Annotated in this window: 23 protein-coding genes; 5 read left to right on the top strand and 18 right to left on the bottom strand. The window is 68.8% G+C overall.

Translation table 11 applies throughout. The features are described from left to right. Positions 1-108 precede the first annotated feature (108 nt). Positions 109-327, top strand: coding sequence for a hypothetical protein (locus tag ACZ7L7_RS11065; protein ID WP_453607969.1), 219 nt, complete (start codon positions 109-111; stop codon positions 325-327). Positions 328-330: 3 nt separating this feature from the next. Here ACZ7L7_RS11065 and ACZ7L7_RS11060 read toward each other — a convergent pair whose 3' ends face one another. The 3 genes from ACZ7L7_RS11060 to ACZ7L7_RS11050 all read right to left on the bottom strand — a co-directional run bounded on the left by ACZ7L7_RS11060 (position 331) and on the right by ACZ7L7_RS11050 (position 2,755). Next, positions 331-975: a hypothetical protein gene (locus ACZ7L7_RS11060; protein WP_472075599.1), complete on the bottom strand. Its 645-nt coding sequence runs from the start codon at positions 973-975 to the stop codon at positions 331-333. A gap of 86 nt (positions 976-1,061) precedes the next feature. Next, positions 1,062-2,108 carry a hypothetical protein gene (locus ACZ7L7_RS11055; protein ID WP_472075598.1) on the bottom strand — a complete coding sequence of 349 codons (1,047 nt, stop codon included), beginning with the start codon at positions 2,106-2,108 and terminating at the stop codon, positions 1,062-1,064. Next, on the bottom strand, positions 2,096-2,755 hold the full coding sequence (locus ACZ7L7_RS11050) for a hypothetical protein (RefSeq protein ID WP_453607963.1): 660 nt from the start codon (positions 2,753-2,755) through the stop codon (positions 2,096-2,098). Before ACZ7L7_RS11050 ends, ACZ7L7_RS11055 begins: the two co-directional genes overlap by 13 nt. 258 nt (positions 2,756-3,013) lie before the next feature. Here ACZ7L7_RS11050 and ACZ7L7_RS11045 point away from each other — a divergent pair, with 258 nt between their 5' ends. The 3 genes from ACZ7L7_RS11045 (at position 3,014) to ACZ7L7_RS11035 (ending at position 4,569) form a co-directional block, all read left to right on the top strand. After that, positions 3,014-3,397: a DUF192 domain-containing protein gene (locus tag ACZ7L7_RS11045; RefSeq protein ID WP_285510363.1), complete on the top strand. Its 384-nt coding sequence runs from the start codon at positions 3,014-3,016 to the stop codon at positions 3,395-3,397. Positions 3,398-3,610: 213 nt separating this feature from the next. Further along, complete coding sequence (locus ACZ7L7_RS11040; RefSeq protein ID WP_472075615.1) at positions 3,611-4,393, top strand: helix-turn-helix domain-containing protein; 783 nt, start codon at positions 3,611-3,613, stop codon at positions 4,391-4,393. After that, on the top strand, positions 4,390-4,569 hold the full coding sequence (locus ACZ7L7_RS11035) for a DUF397 domain-containing protein (RefSeq protein WP_285510365.1): 180 nt from the start codon (positions 4,390-4,392) through the stop codon (positions 4,567-4,569). Before ACZ7L7_RS11040 ends, ACZ7L7_RS11035 begins: the two co-directional genes overlap by 4 nt. A 27-nt stretch (positions 4,570-4,596) precedes the next feature. On the opposite strand, the gene ACZ7L7_RS11030 is transcribed toward ACZ7L7_RS11035, so the two are convergent. Continuing rightward, entirely contained in the window at positions 4,597-6,105 is a 1,509-nt protein-coding gene (locus ACZ7L7_RS11030) for a DUF4246 domain-containing protein (protein ID WP_472075596.1), read from the bottom strand. A gap of 212 nt (positions 6,106-6,317) precedes the next feature. Between ACZ7L7_RS11030 and ACZ7L7_RS11025 the strand changes: the two genes are divergently transcribed. Beyond that, the gene (locus ACZ7L7_RS11025) at positions 6,318-7,334 is read left to right on the top strand and encodes a winged helix-turn-helix domain-containing protein (RefSeq protein ID WP_261719330.1); all 1,017 of its coding nucleotides are present in this window, start codon (positions 6,318-6,320) and stop codon (positions 7,332-7,334) included. Between the two features lie 24 nt (positions 7,335-7,358). On the opposite strand, the gene ACZ7L7_RS11020 is transcribed toward ACZ7L7_RS11025, so the two are convergent. The 14 genes from ACZ7L7_RS11020 to cpaB all read right to left on the bottom strand — a co-directional run bounded on the left by ACZ7L7_RS11020 (position 7,359) and on the right by cpaB (position 17,911). Beyond that, complete coding sequence (locus tag ACZ7L7_RS11020) at positions 7,359-7,988, bottom strand: OmpA family protein (RefSeq protein WP_285510367.1); 630 nt, start codon at positions 7,986-7,988, stop codon at positions 7,359-7,361. A gap of 10 nt (positions 7,989-7,998) precedes the next feature. After that, positions 7,999-8,577 carry a hypothetical protein gene (locus tag ACZ7L7_RS11015; RefSeq protein WP_285510368.1) on the bottom strand — a complete coding sequence of 193 codons (579 nt, stop codon included), beginning with the start codon at positions 8,575-8,577 and terminating at the stop codon, positions 7,999-8,001. 34 nt (positions 8,578-8,611) lie between these two features. Beyond that, positions 8,612-9,208, bottom strand: a complete 597-nt coding sequence (locus ACZ7L7_RS11010; RefSeq protein ID WP_285510725.1) for a pilus assembly protein TadG-related protein — start codon at positions 9,206-9,208, stop codon at positions 8,612-8,614. Continuing rightward, positions 9,208-9,369 (bottom strand): hypothetical protein, encoded by a 162-nt coding sequence (locus tag ACZ7L7_RS11005; protein WP_176711842.1) that lies wholly within the window; start codon positions 9,367-9,369, stop codon positions 9,208-9,210. Before ACZ7L7_RS11005 ends, ACZ7L7_RS11010 begins: the two co-directional genes overlap by 1 nt. Positions 9,370-9,473: 104 nt before the next feature. Then, a complete protein-coding gene (locus ACZ7L7_RS11000) occupies positions 9,474-10,244 on the bottom strand; it encodes a response regulator (protein ID WP_472075593.1) in 771 nt (256 codons plus the stop codon). Continuing rightward, entirely contained in the window at positions 10,241-11,440 is a 1,200-nt protein-coding gene (locus ACZ7L7_RS10995) for a sensor histidine kinase (protein WP_472075613.1), read from the bottom strand. Before ACZ7L7_RS10995 ends, ACZ7L7_RS11000 begins: the two co-directional genes overlap by 4 nt. Before the next feature lie 183 nt (positions 11,441-11,623). Further along, entirely contained in the window at positions 11,624-12,511 is an 888-nt protein-coding gene (locus ACZ7L7_RS10990; protein WP_261719324.1) for a type II secretion system F family protein, read from the bottom strand. 18 nt (positions 12,512-12,529) lie between these two features. Further along, positions 12,530-13,474, bottom strand: coding sequence for a type II secretion system F family protein (locus tag ACZ7L7_RS10985; protein ID WP_453607949.1), 945 nt, complete (start codon positions 13,472-13,474; stop codon positions 12,530-12,532). A 104-nt stretch (positions 13,475-13,578) separates the two neighbouring features. Continuing rightward, positions 13,579-14,916: a CpaF family protein gene (locus ACZ7L7_RS10980; RefSeq protein WP_285510372.1), complete on the bottom strand. Its 1,338-nt coding sequence runs from the start codon at positions 14,914-14,916 to the stop codon at positions 13,579-13,581. Between the two features lie 15 nt (positions 14,917-14,931). Next, entirely contained in the window at positions 14,932-15,315 is a 384-nt protein-coding gene (locus tag ACZ7L7_RS10975; protein ID WP_285510373.1) for a TadE/TadG family type IV pilus assembly protein, read from the bottom strand. Further along, on the bottom strand, positions 15,315-15,722 hold the full coding sequence (locus ACZ7L7_RS10970; RefSeq protein WP_453607945.1) for a TadE/TadG family type IV pilus assembly protein: 408 nt from the start codon (positions 15,720-15,722) through the stop codon (positions 15,315-15,317). The genes ACZ7L7_RS10975 and ACZ7L7_RS10970 overlap by 1 nt, the downstream gene beginning before the upstream one ends. Further along, entirely contained in the window at positions 15,635-15,883 is a 249-nt protein-coding gene (locus ACZ7L7_RS10965; RefSeq protein ID WP_472075617.1) for a hypothetical protein, read from the bottom strand. The genes ACZ7L7_RS10970 and ACZ7L7_RS10965 overlap by 88 nt, the downstream gene beginning before the upstream one ends. Before the next feature lie 78 nt (positions 15,884-15,961). Beyond that, entirely contained in the window at positions 15,962-17,194 is a 1,233-nt protein-coding gene (locus ACZ7L7_RS10960; protein ID WP_453607942.1) for a CpaE/TadZ family protein, read from the bottom strand. 9 nt (positions 17,195-17,203) lie between these two features. Beyond that, complete coding sequence (gene cpaB / locus ACZ7L7_RS10955; RefSeq protein ID WP_285510375.1) at positions 17,204-17,911, bottom strand: Flp pilus assembly protein CpaB; 708 nt, start codon at positions 17,909-17,911, stop codon at positions 17,204-17,206. Positions 17,912-17,965: the final 54 nt, after the last annotated feature.

Below are 17,965 nucleotides of genomic sequence, written 5' to 3'. Positions count from 1 at the left end.
GCGTCAACGTCATCTGGGCTCTGATTCGTGACCGGCGGTGCTACGAAGTGACACCGCCGGTGACTGCGGCAGCTTGACAACAGCATTAGGAAGCGGTGGAGGGTGCCTGTGCAGCCCAAGGTACTTGGGCTGGTGGCATGGGGGGTCTCCGGGTTGCTGGTGTTCTTGGCGGTTTGGCAGCTCGTTGTGGCGTTCACCGTTGAGAGTCAGACCTATATGGAGAGTGGTGTCGCGCAGGGCGTTTGGTGGGTTACCTTCTCGCCGCTGTTCGCCATTCCGGGGCTGATGACCGCGGTGACCTGGTCGTACTGGGCGCGGCACCGATAGCCCCTACGGCTGGCACGGCTCCGCTCCTCCGTTCGATGTAATGCTGGTCGTCTGCCAGACGCCCCGGTCGTTCTTGGCGAGGCTGGTGTCGTACTGGACGTAGGAGTCCGCAGTCGCGGGTGACTTCTCGACCTTTCCCGTCTTCCTGTTCTTGATGTACGACTTGCTCTCGTCCGCGCAGTACGTGACGTAGGCCTTGTCGGCGCCGGACAGGGTCACCTTGTAGTCGTAGTACCGGGTCACCCCGGTCCAGGTGTCGCCGCCGTCGATGTACTGCCGCACGAAGGTGACCGACGACTCCAGTGCCTTGCCCGTGTTGTAGAAGCCCAGCGCCTTCGTGTCCGTGGTGCCCTCGAAGATCGCCTCGTCCACGGCGTTCACCGCCAGGGCGCTGTCGGCCAGCACGGCGTCCTTCGTCCTGTCGCCCGTCTTCTGGTCCTCGAAGACGTTCTTGGCGTCCGCCGGGAAGGTGATCTTCGGGCGCTGTGTGGAGGCCGGTGTGCCAGTCGCGCTGGGCGACGGGGACTTGCCGTTCGCCTCGTCAGCTCCGGTGGTCTTTGCGTCGTCCCCGCTCCCGCACGCGGACAGCGTCAGGGCCGCTGCGGCGGTCAGCGCGAGCGCGGTGAGGAGGGTGGGGCGGCGGTTCACGGTCGGCTCCCGGTGAGGCGAGGCTTCTCTTGATCGAAGCAAACGTAACCGGGGCGCCGCTCCTTGCGGTGGCGGCGCCCCTCCACTCACCTGTTGATGGCCTGGATTTCCTGGACCACCACGTCCTGCGTGGCGCCGAAGGTGCCGTCGGGCAGGTCGCCGCCGGCTCCGCCGGATCCCGTCCAGGTGATCTCCCAAGTGACCGTCGCCTGGAGGGGGAATGTGCCGTCACCGGAGGAGCGGAGGTACTTCACTCCGCATGGGGGTGTCCGGTCCGCCTTGCCCTTCGCGTACGGCTCTCCGATGCGGCCGTTGTTGATCTCGCAGACACCCGACGCGGGGTACGTCACCGCGTCCTTCGTGCCCGGCTCGATCTGGAGGGACACCGGTTCCGCTGTCGCCGTCGCCTCCAGGCCCAGGACCGGTACCGACGCTGTCACCGACACCGGCTTGAAGTCCGCCGCGTCCAGCCACGCCCACGTCGGAAGGTTCACCTTCGTCGCGTTCTCCGGGGCCAGAGTCACCTTCGTGCCGGGGACGCGGATCTCCGCGTAGGCCAGTTGGGCCAGGATCTCGGGGGTTATGGCGTTCGCGATGTTCGCCGGTGGGGCGTCGCCCGTGTCGACCCAGAAGTACTCGTCCTCGTAGCAGGAGTCCCAACCCGGGGGGAACGTCTTGTCGTTGACGTAGGCGCCCCACCAGTAGCCCTCGCCGGACTTGTCCTTGTTGAAGGCCTTCTTCTCGTCGTTGGCGTTGTACTTCTCGCGCTGCTCGGCGTCCCATGTGTGGCCCGTCGAGCCCGCCTCCCAGATCGGCTCCAGGTACTTCTGGAGGCCCTCAGGGGTGTACTTCGGGGCGTGCCAGCACGGCGGTGGCGTCCACGACGTGGTCGAGGTCAGGGTGCCGGCCTTGGCGCCGGTGCCGTTCTTGGAGTGGTCGAAGACCACGCCGCCGGCGGATACCGAGAGCTTGTCGCCATTGACGTTGGCGCCGGTGCCGCCCTCACCGAAGGAGCCGCCGTCTCCGGTGATGTCGTCGGCGTGCGCCGGGTTGGGGAGGGCAGAAATCATCAGGCACACACCGAGCGCTGCGGCGCATGGAAGCTTCTTCAATATCCGGGTCAGGGCCGGCACTTGGCACTCCCCCTCTCGGAGACGACCTTCTGGACTACCCAGACACCCTTGTCGTTCTTCTTGAGCGACGTGTGGTAGATCACGTAGCTCTTGGCAGTGACCTCGGTCTTCTTGGCCTTGCCGGTCTTCAGATCCTTGACGTACGCCTTCCCCTGGTCCTCGCAGTAGCTGAGGGAAGCCGATCCGTCCTTGGCGACAGCCACCACGGGGGCGTAGAAGCGGTAGGCGCCGGTGAGGCCGGCCTTGTTGTCCACGTAGTTCTGGATGAACTTCTCGGCCTCGGCAGCGGCTTCGCCCTCGTGGTAGAAGCGGTACGGCTCGTCCAGCGGGTCCTGGTTGACGATGGCCAGGTCGAGTGCCTTGATCGACTGCTCGCTGTCGGCCAGGACCGCGTCCTTCTCCTTGTCGCCCGTCTTGGGCCAGTCGAAGGTGTAGGAGATGTCCGACGGCAGCTCGATCTTCGGGCGGTCCGTGGTGGCGGGGTCGCTCTGGGTCGGGGACGCCGAGGTCTTGTTCCCGGTGTCGGCTCCGGCGATCTTGTCGTTGTCCTTCTTCTCGGGGCTGTCGTCGCTCCCGCACGCGGACAGCGTCAGGGCCGCTGCGGCGGTCAGCGTGAGCGCTGCGAGGAGGGTGGGGCGGCGGTTCACGGTCGGCTCCCGGTGAGGCGAGGCTTCTCTTGAGCGAAGCAAAACTATCCAGCGGGGTGACGGGGCACCAGGGCGGGGGTCGGTGACTGGCGGTGCGTATGAGGCCAAATCAACCGATGAGACGTCGCCAGTGGCCGTAACGGTTGCATAACTCGGCCAATTGTTCGTGGGCGGGGGTGAGCCGGTCATTCCATTTATGAATACGCAAAGGAGGGGTGCGGGGGGCGTAGTGAGGGTCCTGCCGGGGAGATTGGGTGCATGAGGCGGCAATGGCGGGACGGTGCAGGGAAGTTGGTCGTGCTGGGGACGGTGGGGGGTGTGCGGGTGCCCCTGGAGATTGCCTCGTCCTATCGCGCCCGTACGCGCGGGCTGCTCGGGCGGGAATCGGTGGAGGGGGCTCTGCTGCTGTCTCCCGCCAACAGCGTGCACACCGTCGGGATGCGTATCCCCATCGATGTCGCCTACCTCGACCGGCGGATGCGGGTCGTCGCCGTGCGCACCATGAAGCCGGGGCGCATCGGGCTGCCGCGGCTTCGGGCCCGGCATGTGCTGGAGGCCGAGGCCGGGGCCATGGCGGGGTGGGGGCTTCGGGTCGGGAGTCAGGTGGTCGTGGAGGTTGAGGGGGACGTGGAGGGCGTGTAGCGCCTCCGGCTCGGCGGGGGGTGTGTTTGCGTTTTGTTCAGCTTAATGGGGGGATTTCTGAGCTTCTGGCGACCTGTTCTGTATGCGTTTCTAGTCTGACTTCCGTACGGCTCTTCGACTTCTTTGCGGGAAGGTGCTGGCGTGGTCAAACGGGGTGCGGAAACACCGGCCGAGGCGAACGGCACGACGGGGTTGTTCACCGCCGTCGGCAAGATGCTCCGGGTGCTGCGTGAGCGGAAAGGGCTGACGCAGAAGGAGTTCGGGGCGCTCGTCGCCTATGGGCCCGATGCCATCTCCGCCATTGAGCGGGGCGTGCGGACTCCGCAGCCCGACCTGTTGGAGAGGGCCGACGACATCCTCGACGCCGGGAATCTGTTGAAGGAAGTCATCCCCGAGGTCAAGGAGGCCATGGCCAAGGCGCGTACCCGGCATCCGGAGTGGTACCGGAACTACGCGGCGTTGGAGGCGGAGGCCGTCTCGCTCCATGACTACAGCACGATGGGTGTGCTCGGGTTGCTTCAGACCGAGGACTACTCTCGCGCCGTCTTCACGCAGCGCCATCCTCCCCTCGACGAAGAGACCATCGAGCGGCGTGTCGCCGACCGGCTGTCGCGGCAACAGTTCTTCGAGAAGTGGCCGCCCCCGGAGTGCAGTTTCATCATCGAGCAGTCGGAGCTTGAGCGACCGATCGGCGGGCCCTCGGTGCACGCGGGGCAGCTACGGCAGTTACTTCGCATCGGGCGCATGCGGAACGTTCAGCTTCAAGTGATGCCTACCGAGCTGAGCCGGCATCCGTGTCTCGACAACGGGTTTACGTTGTTGATTCCCAAGGGGCAGGAGCAGGTTGCCTACATGGAGACTCAGGGCTATCCGCGTCTCGTCGTTGACCGAGAAGAGGTGCGTGTTCTGGCCGCTCGCTATGGGATTATCCGGGGTCAGGCCCTCCGGCCGGACGAATCCCTTGAGCTGATCGAGAAGATGCTGGGTGAGCGATGAGCATAGAGACGTTGCACTGGTTCAAGTCGAGCTACAGCAGCGGCGAAGGTGGACAGTGTCTGGAGGTCGCTGTTGCCTCCTCCACTGTCCACCTTCGGGACTCCAAGACTCCGGAATCGCCGTACGTCACCGTCGGATCCTCCGCCTGGAACGCCTTCCTTCAGGCCCTCAAGTGAGCCTTCGCGGCTCGTGGGCGGGCCTGGTCAGTGCTCGCAGAGCGAGAACTCGCGTTCGTACAGCTCCTCGTTGTGCGCGTCCACGAAGTACTTGCGTTCCTGCATGAGTTGCTCTCGGTACGTCTTGGCCTGGTCGAGGGTCATGGTGGAGGTCGGGGACCACGGCTGCTGCGGGGGTACGTCCGACGTCGACACGATCTTCCTCGACGGGTCCACCAGGAAGAACGCCAGGATCTTGCGGTGCCCGGGGCGGGTCGGGTCGGTCAGGCGGAACGGGCTGACCTGGTGCTGGAGGATGTTCGGGAACGCCAGGCAGCGGCCCTGCGGGGTCGACGTCGAGCCCAGCAGCTGGTTCAGGGCGTCCTCGTCCTCCAGGCCGTAGGCCTCGCGTACGCCGTTGTCGTCGCTCTGCTCGTACTCCGGGTCGTCGAGTGCCGTGCGGAAGCTCAGGCGGCTGTCGGTGATGTTCTCGTTGTCCCAGTAGTAGAGGGCGGTCGAGACTATGCGTTCGTTCAGCATTCCCTCCACGTGCCAGGAGCCGCCGGGGTACTCGGGCTTCTCCGGGGTGAGGTGAATGGTGGCGAGCTTGACGATGACCTGGAGGTCGCGGCCGCGCAGGTCGACCCGGGTGGCGTCGGTCGGAGGCTCGGGCGGGGTGAAGGCCGGGGCGTCGGGGATGTTCGGGGAGCGGTTCTCGTACCACTCGTCCATCGCCATGCCCCAGGCGTTCATGGCCTCCTCGAAGTCCTTCACGTCCTCGAAGGACGTTCTGACCGGGCGTTCCGGCTGCGAGTCGTACCAGGTGTAGGGGTTGACGTCGATCCGCACGGGGCGCGGGTTGCGCAGGTCGGTGAGCACCCTCTCGTAGAGGGGGAGCATTCTGGTGAACAACTCGGGTAGTACGGCGGCCAGTTCGTGGTGCTTGTCCGGGTGGACGTTGTTCACGTAGGAGAGGAACTCCGCCTCGCCGTTCTCATCGACCCGCACGTCCGTGGGCAGCCACTGGAACTTCTCCGAGAACTCGTGGCGCGAGTAGTGGTTCGTGGGGTTCTGCCAGGCCCGGTCGGGGCCGTTGCTCGCCTCTCGTACCAGGCAGAAGAGGGAAGGGTGGACCAGGTCCAGGACCTGGCCGTCCGAGCCCGGGTGCCAGTCCTGCTCCTCCTCCCGTACGTCCTCCAGGACCCGGACCGCCTCGCGCAGGCGGACCCTGAGGTCCTCCTCGACCAGGCTGTCCGACTGCCACACGCCGTCGACCGCCGACACCTCGATACCGGTCCGCTCGTCGCGCAGGGTGGCGTAGTACGCGAGTTCGTCCAGCACGTAGCGGATCTGCGCCTCGGTGAGGCCCTGGGCAAGCGCCTCCTGGGTCCACTTGGCCACGATGCCGGCGTCGTTCATTTTCTCGAACCACCGTGACTTGGCCCGGATTTGAGAGCTGCACTGCATCATCTCCAGCTCGCGCAGTGTCCGCGGCGGCATGTAGCGCATGGCATGCCCGGTCTGGAACGGCAGTGGGAAAGCGGTCAGGCCAGTCAATTCTCCGGGTCCTCCCCAGTCGGTGCGTGGTGCTGGGAAGGGTACTTGCAGGGACTGACATCGCCTGGGGCGTGCCGGTCCCGGTGCGGGGTGCACGACGCGGGGCCGACCCCCGTCCAGCCCCGCGTGGTGTCCAGACTCGGCTGTCGCCGTGGTCAGGTCGACTCGTTTCGGGCTCCTCCGAAACGATCGCGCCGACCAGACTCGGGGACGTGGCACTGCGCTTTCACTTCACGGCGGACGACTTGGCCCGTACCCGCCTCGCCTCTGGACCGCGTTCGCTGCTTGAGCTGGAGATCGCGATCCGGCAGTTGCAGGAGAGGCGGCATCCTGTGCACTTCGATGCCTGGCGGCAGCGCATGGGCGAACGGCTTCCTCCGCGGCTCAGTCCCCTGTTCGAGCTGATCCCGTCCACCGGGGCCGGGGTGGGGTTCGTCGACAGCGGCCTGACCGACGAGGGGAGTCCGGCCGACCTCGTGGAGCGGCTGCGTTCCACTCCGGCCGCGACCGTGCGCAGGGACATGGAGGAGTGGGCGCGGCAGCGGGCCACGCGGCTGTCGCCACAGACGCGTCGGGCGAGCGAGAGTCCGTTGTTCGCCCGGCAAGTGGCCGACCTGGTCGAGGAGGCCTACGAGCGGATCGTCGCCCCGTACTGGCCGCAGATCGACCGGCTCGCCGCGGCGGACCGGGTCCTACGGCTGAAGCACCTCGGTGAGCACGGGGTCGACCGGCTGCTGCGCGAACTGAACCCGCGCCGGATGATCTGGCAGCCGCCCGTCCTGCACGTCACCATGGCCTCCGGGTTCAGCGGCGACGTCCACCTCGGTGGTCGCGGACTGCTGCTCATCCCGAGCCTGTTCGGCTCGCACTACCCGCTCCTGGAGCACGACGCGGAGCAGCCGTGGATCACCTTCCCCGTCCGCTCCGACCAGCCGCTCGGCGCGGCACCGGCCGCCGTCACGGCGACCGCGCTGGCCGAGCCGCCGCAGTCACTGGCCGCGCTGCTCGGGCGTACCCGCGCGCTCGTACTGAGCGTCATCGCCGACCATCCGGGCAGCACGACCACCCAGCTCGCCGAACGTGCCCGGATCTCGCCGGCCAGCGCGAGTGAGCACGTGACCGTGCTGCGCAACGCCGGGCTCGCGGCGCTGCTGCGGGACGGGAAGCACGCGCTGCACACCCTGACGGCGGCGGGGCATGTGCTGCTCGCCTCCTCACGCGGGGTGTGAGCGGCGGCGGTTCTCGGTTCTCTCTCAGTTCTCCGAGCGCGGGAAGCTGACCTCCACCCGTCGGTTCTTCTTGCGGCTGGCCTCCGTCGCGTTGGAGGCGATGGGGTACTGCTCGCCGTAGCCGCGTACCTCGTAGGTGATGTTCGGGTCGTTCAGTTCGGACTTGAGGATGTCCTCCACGGCGTTGGCGCGCTGCTTGGACAGCACGTCGCCGTGGGCCGAGGAGCCCAGGTTGTCGGTGAAGCCGAAGACCCTGATCCTGGTGGCCTTTTGGGCTTTGATCTCGTCCGCGATCGCGGCGATTCTTGCCTTCGCCTCGCCGTTCAGTTTCGCGCTGTCCTTCGGGAACAGCACCTCTGCCTGCAGCGCGAACTTCACATCCGCGTTGGTGTCTTCCCGGCGTTCGTCGCCGCTCTGGTCCTCTACGACCTGTTTGATGTCCAGCACCTTGGGCTCCGCGAGCGTCGCGCCCTCGGGGAGCTTCAGGTCCGGGTCGTTGGGGTCCACTTCCACGGGGGCCGTCGCTGTGGCCTCCGTACCTGGGGGGACGCTGGGGTCTTCGTCGGCATGGGCGGCTGTGGCGCCGTACAGCGTGGTGCAGAGCATGACCGTGGCTGCCGCCATGGCTGTGGTGAGGTTCTTCGTCGTCGTCATGGCGGGTGCCTCAGCCGGAGATCTGGATCGCGGCGGCGGCGAAGGTGGGGAGTTGGAAGGTTACTTCGGTGGTGTTCTTCGGTGGGGAGGGGAACTGCATGAACACGGGGATCGAGGCACCTGCCTTGATCCTGGGCATGTCGGTTGTCGTCAAGGGGCGGCCGTCGGTGTCGCGGAGTACGTAGTAGCGCTTTTTGGTGGCCGAGTCGACGAGGGTCGCTCCTCCCAGCGACGAACCGTGCCTGAGGATCTCGGTCTCGTCCCCCGCTGTGCGGACCGAGACACGGGCCGGTTCGTCGCCGTCGTTCTTCAACTCACCGGTGACCGTCACAAAGCCGCCGGAGTCCCTTTGGGCGGAGTCGATACGGAGGACAAGGCCGTCCTCGCCCCTTATCTCCGCCAGCGGCTCGTCAGTCCCCTCCTGCGCACTCGGCTTGGAGCCGTCGTTCCGGGAAGCAGACGTCGACGCCTCGGGCTTCTTGTCGTCACCGCCACCACCCCCGCAACCGGCCACACCGACGGCCAGACCGGCCGCGACGGTCAGGGCGACCATCCCCCTTCGGGCCTTCGCAGTGAACCGAATGCTCATGCCTCTGCTTCCTTCATCCCTTGTCGTTCGGTTGTCAGTCGGCCAGGTGGACGTCGAAGAGGTCTTCGGGGTCCGGGAGATCGGTGATGTCCTCCGGGTCCAGGTCCCAGACCTGGTCCTCACAGGTGAGTTGCGGTAGTTCTTCGTCTTCCGCGTCCTCGCCGGGGAGTTCGAAAGTACAGCGGGACTCGATCACGGCGACGGCGGACGCTTTCGCGTACTTGCCTTCCGTTCCCGGGACGATGGAGTCACCTACCGGCTTGTCCATCTGCACCGAGACCTCGTACTCCAAGGGACCTGTCTGATCGCACGCTTCCACGTGGGCGTCGTTCTGTCCCGCGAGTTGTTCGGCCCGCCAACACGAGGGTGCGAGGCCGTCCGCGAAACCCTCGAAGATGTCCTGCCATTTCGTCGGGTCGAGTACGTCCTTCACCCACGCGTCGGCGAGTTGGTCCCGAGTGTCCTGTGCCGCCGCGAGCGCCGCCGCGTCGGCGGCCGTCTGTGCGCCGTTCCGGTTCGCCGCGGCCTGGCCGACCGCGAGATACGCGAACGCAAGAAAGAGCAGGCCCCCCACCACGGTGATGTAGATGGGGAACGCCTGCCCTGCGTCGCCGTACCTGCGGCTCCTGATCAGCCGGTGACCTCGTCGATCTTGTCCACGATGGCGTCGTAGATCGTCTGCCCGATATCCGTCCCCGTAATAGCCAACACGATCGCAACAACCACCGCGATGATCCCCAGGTACTCCACCGCGGTCTGACCCTTGTCGTTCAGGTTGGGGCGGTTGGTCATCGTGGTTCCCTTCGGTTGCTGTTGGGGTGGGCGCACCGTAGGGCGGGGTGGGGTGGGAAGGGGAGGGTCCGGGGGCCCAAATGCGGGCCCAAAGTGCGCGCATGTCAGGTCACCCCCAGCCATTTGGCCGTGGCCTGGGCGCGGGTGGTGCTGTGGAGCTTGGCGAAGATCCGGTTGATGTGGTTCTTGACCGTCTTCTCGCTGATGAAGCACGCGGCGGCGATCTGATGGTTCGTCATGCCGGACGCGATGAGGTCCATGATCTCCGCCTCCCTCGTGCTCAGTTGGAAACCCGCGGTTCCCTTCCTGCCCGACACTCTGCCCGAAGACTGTGCCACAGGTGGTTGCATTTGCGAAAGAGGGGTAGCAGAAGGTACTCGTGGAGGGGGTTGTTCCGTATGCTGCTGCGAATCCGCTCCCCCGCCCCGCAGGTTTCGCAGCAGTGTCTGCGCCGCCGTGGCCGTGAAGTGCGGTTTCCCCTCCTTGAGGTCCTTCACCGCCGCCACCAGCTCCGCCGCCGTGAACTCCCCGTGCACCAGATAGCCGTTGGCGCCCCGGCGCAGTGCCTCCTCCACAGTGGCCGATTCCCTGCTGTACGTCAGCATCATCACCGGGGCCAGGGTGACCAGGTGGGGCAGCGCCGCCAGGCCGTCCACGCCCGGCATCTGGACGTCCAGGAGGACCACGTCGGGGCGGTGGTCGCGGGCCGCCTCGTACGCCTCGCGGCCGTTGGTTGCCTCGGCGACCACCGTGATGTCGTCGCGGCCCGTCAGCAGCGCCGTCAGGCCCGCCCGTACCACCGGGTTGTCGTCGGCGACCACCACCCGGAGGGGTTCGGACGCCTGCGCACTCGTGGGGAAGTCCGGATCGGTCATGCCGTCATGTCCTTCGCACCGTCAGTGGAGCCTTCCGACAGGGGCAGTTCCAGCAGGACTTCTGTGCCCTTCTCGTGGCCGCCGCGCCCCATCCGGATCCGGGCGCCCACCGACGCGGCTCTCTCGACCATGCCGAGCAGGCCGAAGTGGCCCTCGCCGCGCAGCTGTTCCAGCGTCAGGCCCTCGGGGAGACCGGTGCCGTCGTCGTAGACGCTGAGGCGCAGGAGGTCGCCGTGGACTCCCGCGCGGACGTTCACCGCCGTGGGGGACGCGTGGCGGTGGGCGTTCTCCATGGCCTCGGCGGCGATGGAGAGGAGTTGGTGGGTCACCGAGGGCGAAAGGGGTGGCGCCGCGTCCGGGGGACTTGTCGGCGTGTACGTCGCCGGGACTCCTGTGCGCGTCGTGAACGCCCGTGTTCGGGCGCGGAGTTCCTCGAATACGTCACCGCACGCGGCGGGCTCCTCGCTGCGCAGGTCCGTCAGCAGGCGCCTCGACTCCGTCGCAGCCCTGCGTGTGGACCTCGCCACCAGTTCCGCCTGGGCCTTGATCAGCGCGGAGTTCGACGGTGTGCGTGCCGCCGTCGCCGACAGGGCGTCCGCCGCCAGTGCCACCCCGTGCAGGGTCTTCGCCACCGAGTCGTGCATCTCCCGTGCCAGGCGCGCGCGTTCGGCACTCACCGCCTCCGTCGCCGCCAGGCGGGCCCGGGTCGTCGCCAGGGCCTGCGTCGCCTCGCCGAAGCGGAGCATCAGGTTGCGCAGGGCGGAGCCCGCCGCGCCGGTGATCACGCAGAAGCCGGGGAGCAGCAGTTTCTCCGCGAGGGTCGTCTCCGGGCCCGCCGTGATGGCGTGGGCGAGGAGCAGGATCAGGGACTGCAGGCTCGCGAAGACGGCCGCGGCCCGGTAGCCGTAGGCGATGCCGGCCAGGAGAGGGGTGCAGACGCTGACGTAGGCGAGGGGTGTGTCCGGGCCGGCCGAGATCAGCAGGAGGGCGCCGAAGAGCGTGTCCAGCGCCAGGAGAGTGGGGTGGCGCAGGAGTAACGGGCCGAAGCGCTCCCAGTCCCGGAACAGCACGTAGCTGACCGTGAAGGTGGCCACGGTCGCCGCGCCCACCAGGCGGGTGCCGAGGCCGGGGGCGGCGTTGAGGAGGGCCACGGGGGCGGAGAGGGCGAGCATGGCCAGGCGGAACGCGAAGACCATGCGGGTGGTCGCCTGGAGGGCGTTTATCTGGAGCGCGAGGGTGGGGTCGGGCGTCTGTGCGCGTACGCCCTGCGGTTCGTTCGCATCCGCCGCCGTCGTCACCGGCCCCCTCCTCCCCCATCGATTCCTCCCCCATCGATTCCTCCCCCATCGATCTCTCACCCGTCGGTTCCTCGCCATCCCCTACTCCCCCGTGATCGAGCCGAAGTCCGTGCCCGAGCCGAGGAGCAGGCCCGCGCCCAGCAGGATCATCGTCGCCGGGACCATGAAGGTGGTGATCATCATCGTGGCCTTGGGGACCGCCCGCGCGGCCTTCCTCCGGGCGTTCTGGGCGTCCGTGCGGCGCATGTCCTTGGCCAGGGCGACCAGGGTGTCCACGATGGGCGCGCCCAGTTCCTCGCCCTGTTGGAGGGCGGTCACGAACATCGCGACCTGTTCGGAGTCGTTGCGGCGGCGCAGCTCCGCGAAGGCCTGACGGCGGCTCATGCCGAGGTCCATCTGGCGCAGGGTGATGCGCAGTTCGTCGGCCCAGGGGCCCTCGTAGCGGGAGGCCACGCGGTCCAGGGCCTGCCGGAAGCCGAGGCCCGCGCTGACGACCACGGCGAGGACGTCGAGGAAGTCGGGCAGGGTCCGTTCGATCACGTCCTTGCGAATGCGGATCGCCGACCAGATGCCGACCTCTGTCCAGAAGGCGCCGAAGGCGAGCAGCAGCAGGGTCACCAGGTACTGGCCGCGCATGAGGAAGACCAGGCCGCCGACCAGGCCCAGGAAGCCGTAGACCGCGCGGCGGGCCGCGTACCGGTCGATGGTGAGGCCGCCGGGGTTGCCCGCCAGGTCGATCTTGCGGCGGTACTTGGCGACCTGCTTCGGGCCCATCAGGCGCAGTACGGCCGGGGCGTACCGCATGCCCATGCGGTCGATCAGGGAGTCCACGGCGCCCGTGCGGGTGGAGCCGACCTCCAGGGCCAGTTGCAGGTCGCCGGGGAGTTTCGCGTCGGCGCGGTACATGCGGATGCCCGCGAAGGCGCCGTACACGCTCAGGCCCATCACCAGGGCGAGGATCCATGCCATCGTCGTCGTCCCCCGCCCCTACACGTCGATCCTGGACAGGCGCCGGATCATCACGAAGCCGATCGCGTACAGCACGAACGCCACCAGCACCGCCCCTTGGCCGACCGGGGAGCCGGTCATGCGGTCCAGGGCGCCGTCCTTGACCCCGTTCATCAGGAACAGGGAGCCGATACCGAGGGCGGGGACGGCGTACGAGGTCATGCTGACCTGGGAGAGCTGGGTGCGGATCTCACGGCGGGTCTCCTTGCGCTCCTCCAGGGTCTCGGTGAGGTTGCGCAGGGCGCTGACCACCTGGCCGCCGGCGCGGTTGGAGAGGACCAGCGTCGTGACCAGGACGACGAGTTCGCGGGACGGGAGGCGGTCGGCCAGCTCGTTCAGGGCGTCGTCCATGGAGGCGCCCAGCGCCAACTGGTTGGCCACCTTGGCCAGTTCCTCGCCCGCGGGGGCCTCCAGCTCCTCCGCCGCCATGCCGATCGCGGTGCGCAGGGCGAGGCCCGCCTGGGTGGCGTTGGCCAGGATGCGGGCCAGTTCGGGGAGTTGGTTGATGAAGCGCTCGATGCGTTTCTGGCGCTGCCAGTTCAGGAACTGCACCGCCGCCCAGATCCCGAGCAGGCCCGCGATGGGGCCGAAGAAGGGCGCCAGTGTCGCCTGGCCCACCATCCACAGGCCGGCGACCGTGGCGAGCATGTAGATGAAGAACTCGCCCGGTGTCACATCCAGGCCCGTCGCGAGCAGGCGCAGCTCCAGTTTGCGGCCGAGCTTCGTACGGCGCAGGCGGCGGTCCAGGCCGGCGAAGCGGCGCCTGCGTCCGGTGGGCGTGCCCTGGCCGGTGGCGGCGAGGCGTTCCACGAGGGCCTGGCGCTGGGCGCGGCCGGCGGCGTAGGCGTGCAGGCCTGCCACGGCGAGCGCGCAGGTCAGCACAGTAATGCCGGTGGTCAGCGTGATCAGCGTTTCGAATTCCATCAGTTGCTCCCTACCCCGCCGGTTCCATCCGTGCTCCCCAGCCCACCGGTTCCATCCATGCTCCCCACCCCGCCGGTTCCATCCGTTGCTCCCCACCCCGCCGGTTACCGGGCTGCCCGGATGGCGAGCTGTTCCCGTGACTGCGCAACCCCGAACGCCTGCGGTACCGGCTGGTTGGCCATGTAGAGGCGTTCCGCGGTGCGGCGTGGCAGCGGGTAGTACTCGAAGGCGCCGTAGACCCGGCCGTCGGCGGCCATCGGCTGGGCGTTGAAGCGGGCGACCGTGGCCAGCCGGTACGGCTCCCCGCCGTGGCTGTCGAGGACGGCGATCTCGGTGATGCGGCGGGCGCCGTCGGGGAAGCGGGTGAGCTGGATGATGACGTCGATGGCGCTGTTGATCTGGTCGTGCAGCGCCTCGAAGGGGACCTCGACGTCGGACATGGAGGCCAGCGTCTTCAGCCGCATCAGGGCGTCCTCGGTGCTGTTGGCGTGCACGGTGGCGAGGGAGCCGTCGTGGCCGGTGGACATGGCCTGGAGCATGTCCAGGGACTCGCCGCCGCGGACCTCTCCGACGACGATGCGGTCGGGGCGCATCCGCAGGGAGTTGCGGACCAGGTCGCGGATGGTGACCCGGCCCTGGCCCTCCACGTTCGGCGGGCGGGACTCCAGGCGGATGACGTGGTTCTGCTGGAGCTGGAGTTCGGCGGAGTCCTCGATGGTGATGATCCGCTCCACCTCCGGGATCAGCCCGGACAGGGCGTTGAGCAGGGTCGTCTTCCCGGTGCCGGTCGCTCCGGAGACGATGATGTTGAGCTTCGCCTGCACCAGTCCAGCCAGCAGGTACACCATCGGCTCGTCGAGGGAGCCGAGCCCGACCATCTCGTGCAGGGTGAAGGAGCGCGGGAAGCGGCGGATGGTCAGGGTGGCGCCGGTCAGGGAGAGCGGCGGGATGATCACGTTGACGCGCTCTCCGGAGGGCAGCCGGGCGTCGACCATGGGGTTCGACTCGTCCACCCTGCGGTTGACCGTGGACACGATCCGTTCGATGGTCTGCATCAGCTGGTCGTGGGAGGGGAAGCGGAGCGGCAACTGCTCCACGCGGCCCGCCCGTTCGACGAAGATCGCGTCGGGGCCGTTGACCATGATCTCGGTGATGGAGGCGTCCTCCAGCAGGGGTTCCAGGATGCCGAGGCCGAGTGCCTCGTCGACGACCCTGCGGATCAGCTGGGAGCGCTCCACCGTCGACAGCACCGGGCCCTCGCGGCTGATGATGTGGCCGAGGACGCGCTCCAGACGGGCCCGGCGTTCGGCCGCGGCGAGCGAACTCATCTCCGCGAGGTCGATCTCCTCCAGGAGTTTGGCCCGGTAGGAGGCGACCAGGTGGCCGTCCTCGCCCCGGCTTCCGTTCTCCTCGGGGGCGCTGATGCGCGACCGCAGACTCATGGCTCCTGGTGCTCCTCAGTGGTCGAGCGGCATGGTGGCGGACTTGGTGGCGTCGCCGAAGTCCCAGCCCGGGACGACGGACGGGATGTCGACGGTGGCGGTGACCCGCACCTCGTCGCCGAGCCCGGCGCTGGTGCAGCTCGTGCCGTCGGCCAGCCAACTGCTCACCGCGCCCTGGCAGTCGGCGGCGTACGGCCCGTCCAGCGAGGCGCTGCGGGCCCCGGCGCGGGCGGCGGTGCCGGCCTGCTGGGCGGTGTAGGCGATGAGGCCGATCTGGATGGCGGCCATGGCGACGAGGATCAGGATGGGGATGAAGCCGAGGTACTCGATGGCGACCTGACCGCTGTCGCGGCGGCCGGCCCGCCCCCGGAATCGGTCCTCCCCTCGGAGTGCGGCCATCAGTCCCCCTCCTCCACAACCGCCCCCGCGTGCCCGTCGACCTCGAAGGGGAAGGCGATCGTGCCCGGGAACAGCACCGGCACCTTGAGGTGGACGTCGGCCGTGACCAGCCCCCCGCTCTCCCCGCAGGTGATCTTCGCGCCGCCCGTCCACGCGCCCGGCAGGTGTTCCATGCCCGCCGTCTGGCAGGCGCCCTGCCGGTCCTCGGCGGCCGTGCCCGCGCGGGCGGCCATGTCGGCGGAGTTGGCGGCCAGCGTGAAGGTGTACCCGAGCAGCGCGCACTGCCACAGCAGCACCAGCGTCAGCAGGATCAGCGGGGTCATACCGAGGAACTCGATGGTGACCTGGCCCCGGTCGCACCGAACTCCACGCACCGCTCCACCCCGGCCGCCCCGAAGCCCACGCACCGCCCCACCCCGGCCGCCCCGAAGCCCACGCACGGCCCCACCACGGCCGCCCCGAACTCCACGCACCGCCCCACCACGGCCGCCCCGAACTCCACGCACCGCCCCACCCCGGCCGCCCCGAACTCCACGCACCGCCCCACCCCGGCCGCCCCGAAGCCCACGCGCCTCCCCACCCCGGTCGCCCCGAAGCCCACGCACCAACCGCCCCCGATCCCCCCGGAGCGCACCCGCCCCCCGGCTCACCCCCCGCCCTCCTTCCGCTTCCGGAACGAGGCCCGTCCCGCCCTCCGGTCCGGCGCGGGCGCGTTGACCAGCCCCAGTTCGCCCGCCAGCGTCCACAGCGCCTGCTTCACCGTGCTCTTGGCGTCCAGTTCGTGCAGCCGCCCGGCGTCCACCGCGCCCTGGAGTTCCTTGTAGGCGGCCGGGATCGCGGTGGCGGCGAGGGCGGTGCCGGTGATCTTCTGGATGAGCGGGGGCTGGATCTCGGTGCCCCGGGTGTGCCGGTTGACGACGACGGTGGTCTCCTCCGCCTTGCGGATCTGGAGCCGGTCCCACATGCGCACGGCGCGCTTGGCGCCGCGCACGGCGACCACGTCCGGCGTCGTGACGAGCAAGGACGTGTCGGCCATCTCCACGACGGCCGCGCCCGCCCCGCTGAGCTGGGCGCCGCAGTCGACGACGACGACCTCGTAGCGGGAGCGCAGGGCGCCGACGATCTGGCGGGCGGCGCGGTCGGTGACCTCCTCGCCGCGTTCGCCCTCGCCCGGGGCGAGCAGCAGGGCGAGCCCGCTGTCGTGGCGGAAGACGGCGTCGGCGAGGACACGCGGGGAGATGTCGGTGATGGTGGCGAGGTCGGCGACCGAGCGGCGGAACTGGACGTCCAGGTAGGAGGCGAGGTCGCCGGTCTGCAGGTCCATGTCGAGCAGGGCGGTGGACCGGCCGGAGGCCTGGGCGGCGAGGGCGAGCTGGACGGCGACCAGGGTGGTGCCGACGCCCCCCTTGGCGCCGCTGACGGTGACGACGGTGCCGCCGACGCCGGTGAACACCTCAAGAGCGCCGCCGAGATGGCGTCGTACGCCCGCCGACCACTGGGCGACGGCCTGGACGCGGACGGCGAGTTCCTCGTACGACAGGGGCAGCGCGACCAGGCCGCGGGCGCCATAGTCCATGGCGGCCTGGAAGAGGCCGGGAGAGGCGTCGGAGGTGACGAGGATGACGCCGACCGCCGGGAAGCGCAGGGCGACCTCGCGGATCAGCTCCAGGGCGGGGACGGGGCCGATGCGTTCGTGGACGACCACGACCTCGGGCAGTTCGTCGACGGACTCCGCGGCCAGGTGCGCCAGGGTGTCGATGAGCTGGGTGGAGTCGGTCACCGGGGCGACCGGTTCGGCGTCCGGGAGCTGGGAGAGCAGGGTGGTGATCGACCGGACCGCGTCCGCGTCGCCGACTGCCGGGAGGATCCTCGTGGGCATGCGGGCCTCTCACTTGTCCTTCGCGAGTTCGTACGTCCGGTCCGACTCGGGGACCGTGGTGTCGCCGCCGGGCGCCACCAGCGCGAGGCGGACCCGCTGGGCGAACGACTCGGCGTAGGTGAGGCGCTGGGCGTCGAGGGTGGACAGTGCGAAGGTGATCGGGACGGCCTCGACGGGCTGCCGGCCGCGGTCGTCGGCGTCGGGTTCGAGGGGGGTCAGCTCGCCCACGTCGATGACCTTGGCATTGGTCACGATGATCTTGGACTGGGCGGGATCGCCCTCGCGGGCGCCCTCGAAGGTGGCGTAGACGTTGACGGTGGAGTTGGGCGTGATCTTGCCCGCGACCCCGGTCGCCGCGTCGATCATGATGGCGACCTCCTGCTGCCCGGGCTTGAGTTCGGGCTGCGCGACGACCATGTCGTTCTGGAGCAGGGAGCCCTTGCGCAGAGTGGTGACCGCGATCTTGCCCTCGACCGCGCGGAGGTCGGTGACCGCGTTGTCGGACAGCCAGCGCTCGGGCATCGAGATCTTCTCGAACTGCGCGGCGGACAGCGGCTTGTACGGCTCCACGTCCGTCTTCAGCCGGTACGCGGTGACCTCCGGGCCGACCTTGGACTCGGCGTCGTTGATGACGGACAGCACGCCGGCGAAGGCGCCGAGGGCGCAGACGACGGAGAGGATCAGGAGTATCACGCCGCGGCGCTGACGGGAGTTCATGAACCGTGCAACCTCATTGGGGGAATCGGTCGGGATCGGTCGGTGGCCTCGGGC

The sequence above is a fragment of the Streptomyces sp. NPDC110618 genome (genome assembly GCF_055657065.1).
This window is presented reverse-complemented; position numbering and strand designations above follow the sequence as displayed.

Excerpts from the sequence above, each read along its gene's own strand:
- ACZ7L7_RS11045 (WP_285510363.1), top strand. The coding sequence starts at position 3,014 with ATGAGGCGGCAATGGCGGGACGGTGCAGGGAAGTTGGTCGTGCTGGGG.
- ACZ7L7_RS10980 (WP_285510372.1), bottom strand. The coding sequence starts at position 14,916 with ATGAGTCTGCGGTCGCGCATCAGCGCCCCCGAGGAGAACGGAAGCCGG.
- cpaB (WP_285510375.1), bottom strand. The coding sequence starts at position 17,911 with ATGAACTCCCGTCAGCGCCGCGGCGTGATACTCCTGATCCTCTCCGTC.
- ACZ7L7_RS10960 (WP_453607942.1), bottom strand. The coding sequence starts at position 17,194 with ATGCCCACGAGGATCCTCCCGGCAGTCGGCGACGCGGACGCGGTCCGG.
- ACZ7L7_RS10990 (WP_261719324.1), bottom strand. The coding sequence starts at position 12,511 with ATGGCATGGATCCTCGCCCTGGTGATGGGCCTGAGCGTGTACGGCGCC.
- ACZ7L7_RS10985 (WP_453607949.1), bottom strand. The coding sequence starts at position 13,474 with ATGGAATTCGAAACGCTGATCACGCTGACCACCGGCATTACTGTGCTG.
- ACZ7L7_RS11015 (WP_285510368.1), bottom strand. The coding sequence starts at position 8,577 with ATGAGCATTCGGTTCACTGCGAAGGCCCGAAGGGGGATGGTCGCCCTG.
- ACZ7L7_RS11040 (WP_472075615.1), top strand. The coding sequence starts at position 3,611 with ATGCTCCGGGTGCTGCGTGAGCGGAAAGGGCTGACGCAGAAGGAGTTC.
- ACZ7L7_RS10975 (WP_285510373.1), bottom strand. The coding sequence starts at position 15,315 with ATGGCCGCACTCCGAGGGGAGGACCGATTCCGGGGGCGGGCCGGCCGC.
- ACZ7L7_RS11005 (WP_176711842.1), bottom strand. The coding sequence starts at position 9,369 with ATGACCAACCGCCCCAACCTGAACGACAAGGGTCAGACCGCGGTGGAG.
- ACZ7L7_RS11000 (WP_472075593.1), bottom strand. The coding sequence starts at position 10,244 with ATGACCGATCCGGACTTCCCCACGAGTGCGCAGGCGTCCGAACCCCTC.
- ACZ7L7_RS10995 (WP_472075613.1), bottom strand. The coding sequence starts at position 11,440 with ATGGTCTTCGCGTTCCGCCTGGCCATGCTCGCCCTCTCCGCCCCCGTG.
- ACZ7L7_RS11020 (WP_285510367.1), bottom strand. The coding sequence starts at position 7,988 with ATGACGACGACGAAGAACCTCACCACAGCCATGGCGGCAGCCACGGTC.
- ACZ7L7_RS11035 (WP_285510365.1), top strand. The coding sequence starts at position 4,390 with ATGAGCATAGAGACGTTGCACTGGTTCAAGTCGAGCTACAGCAGCGGC.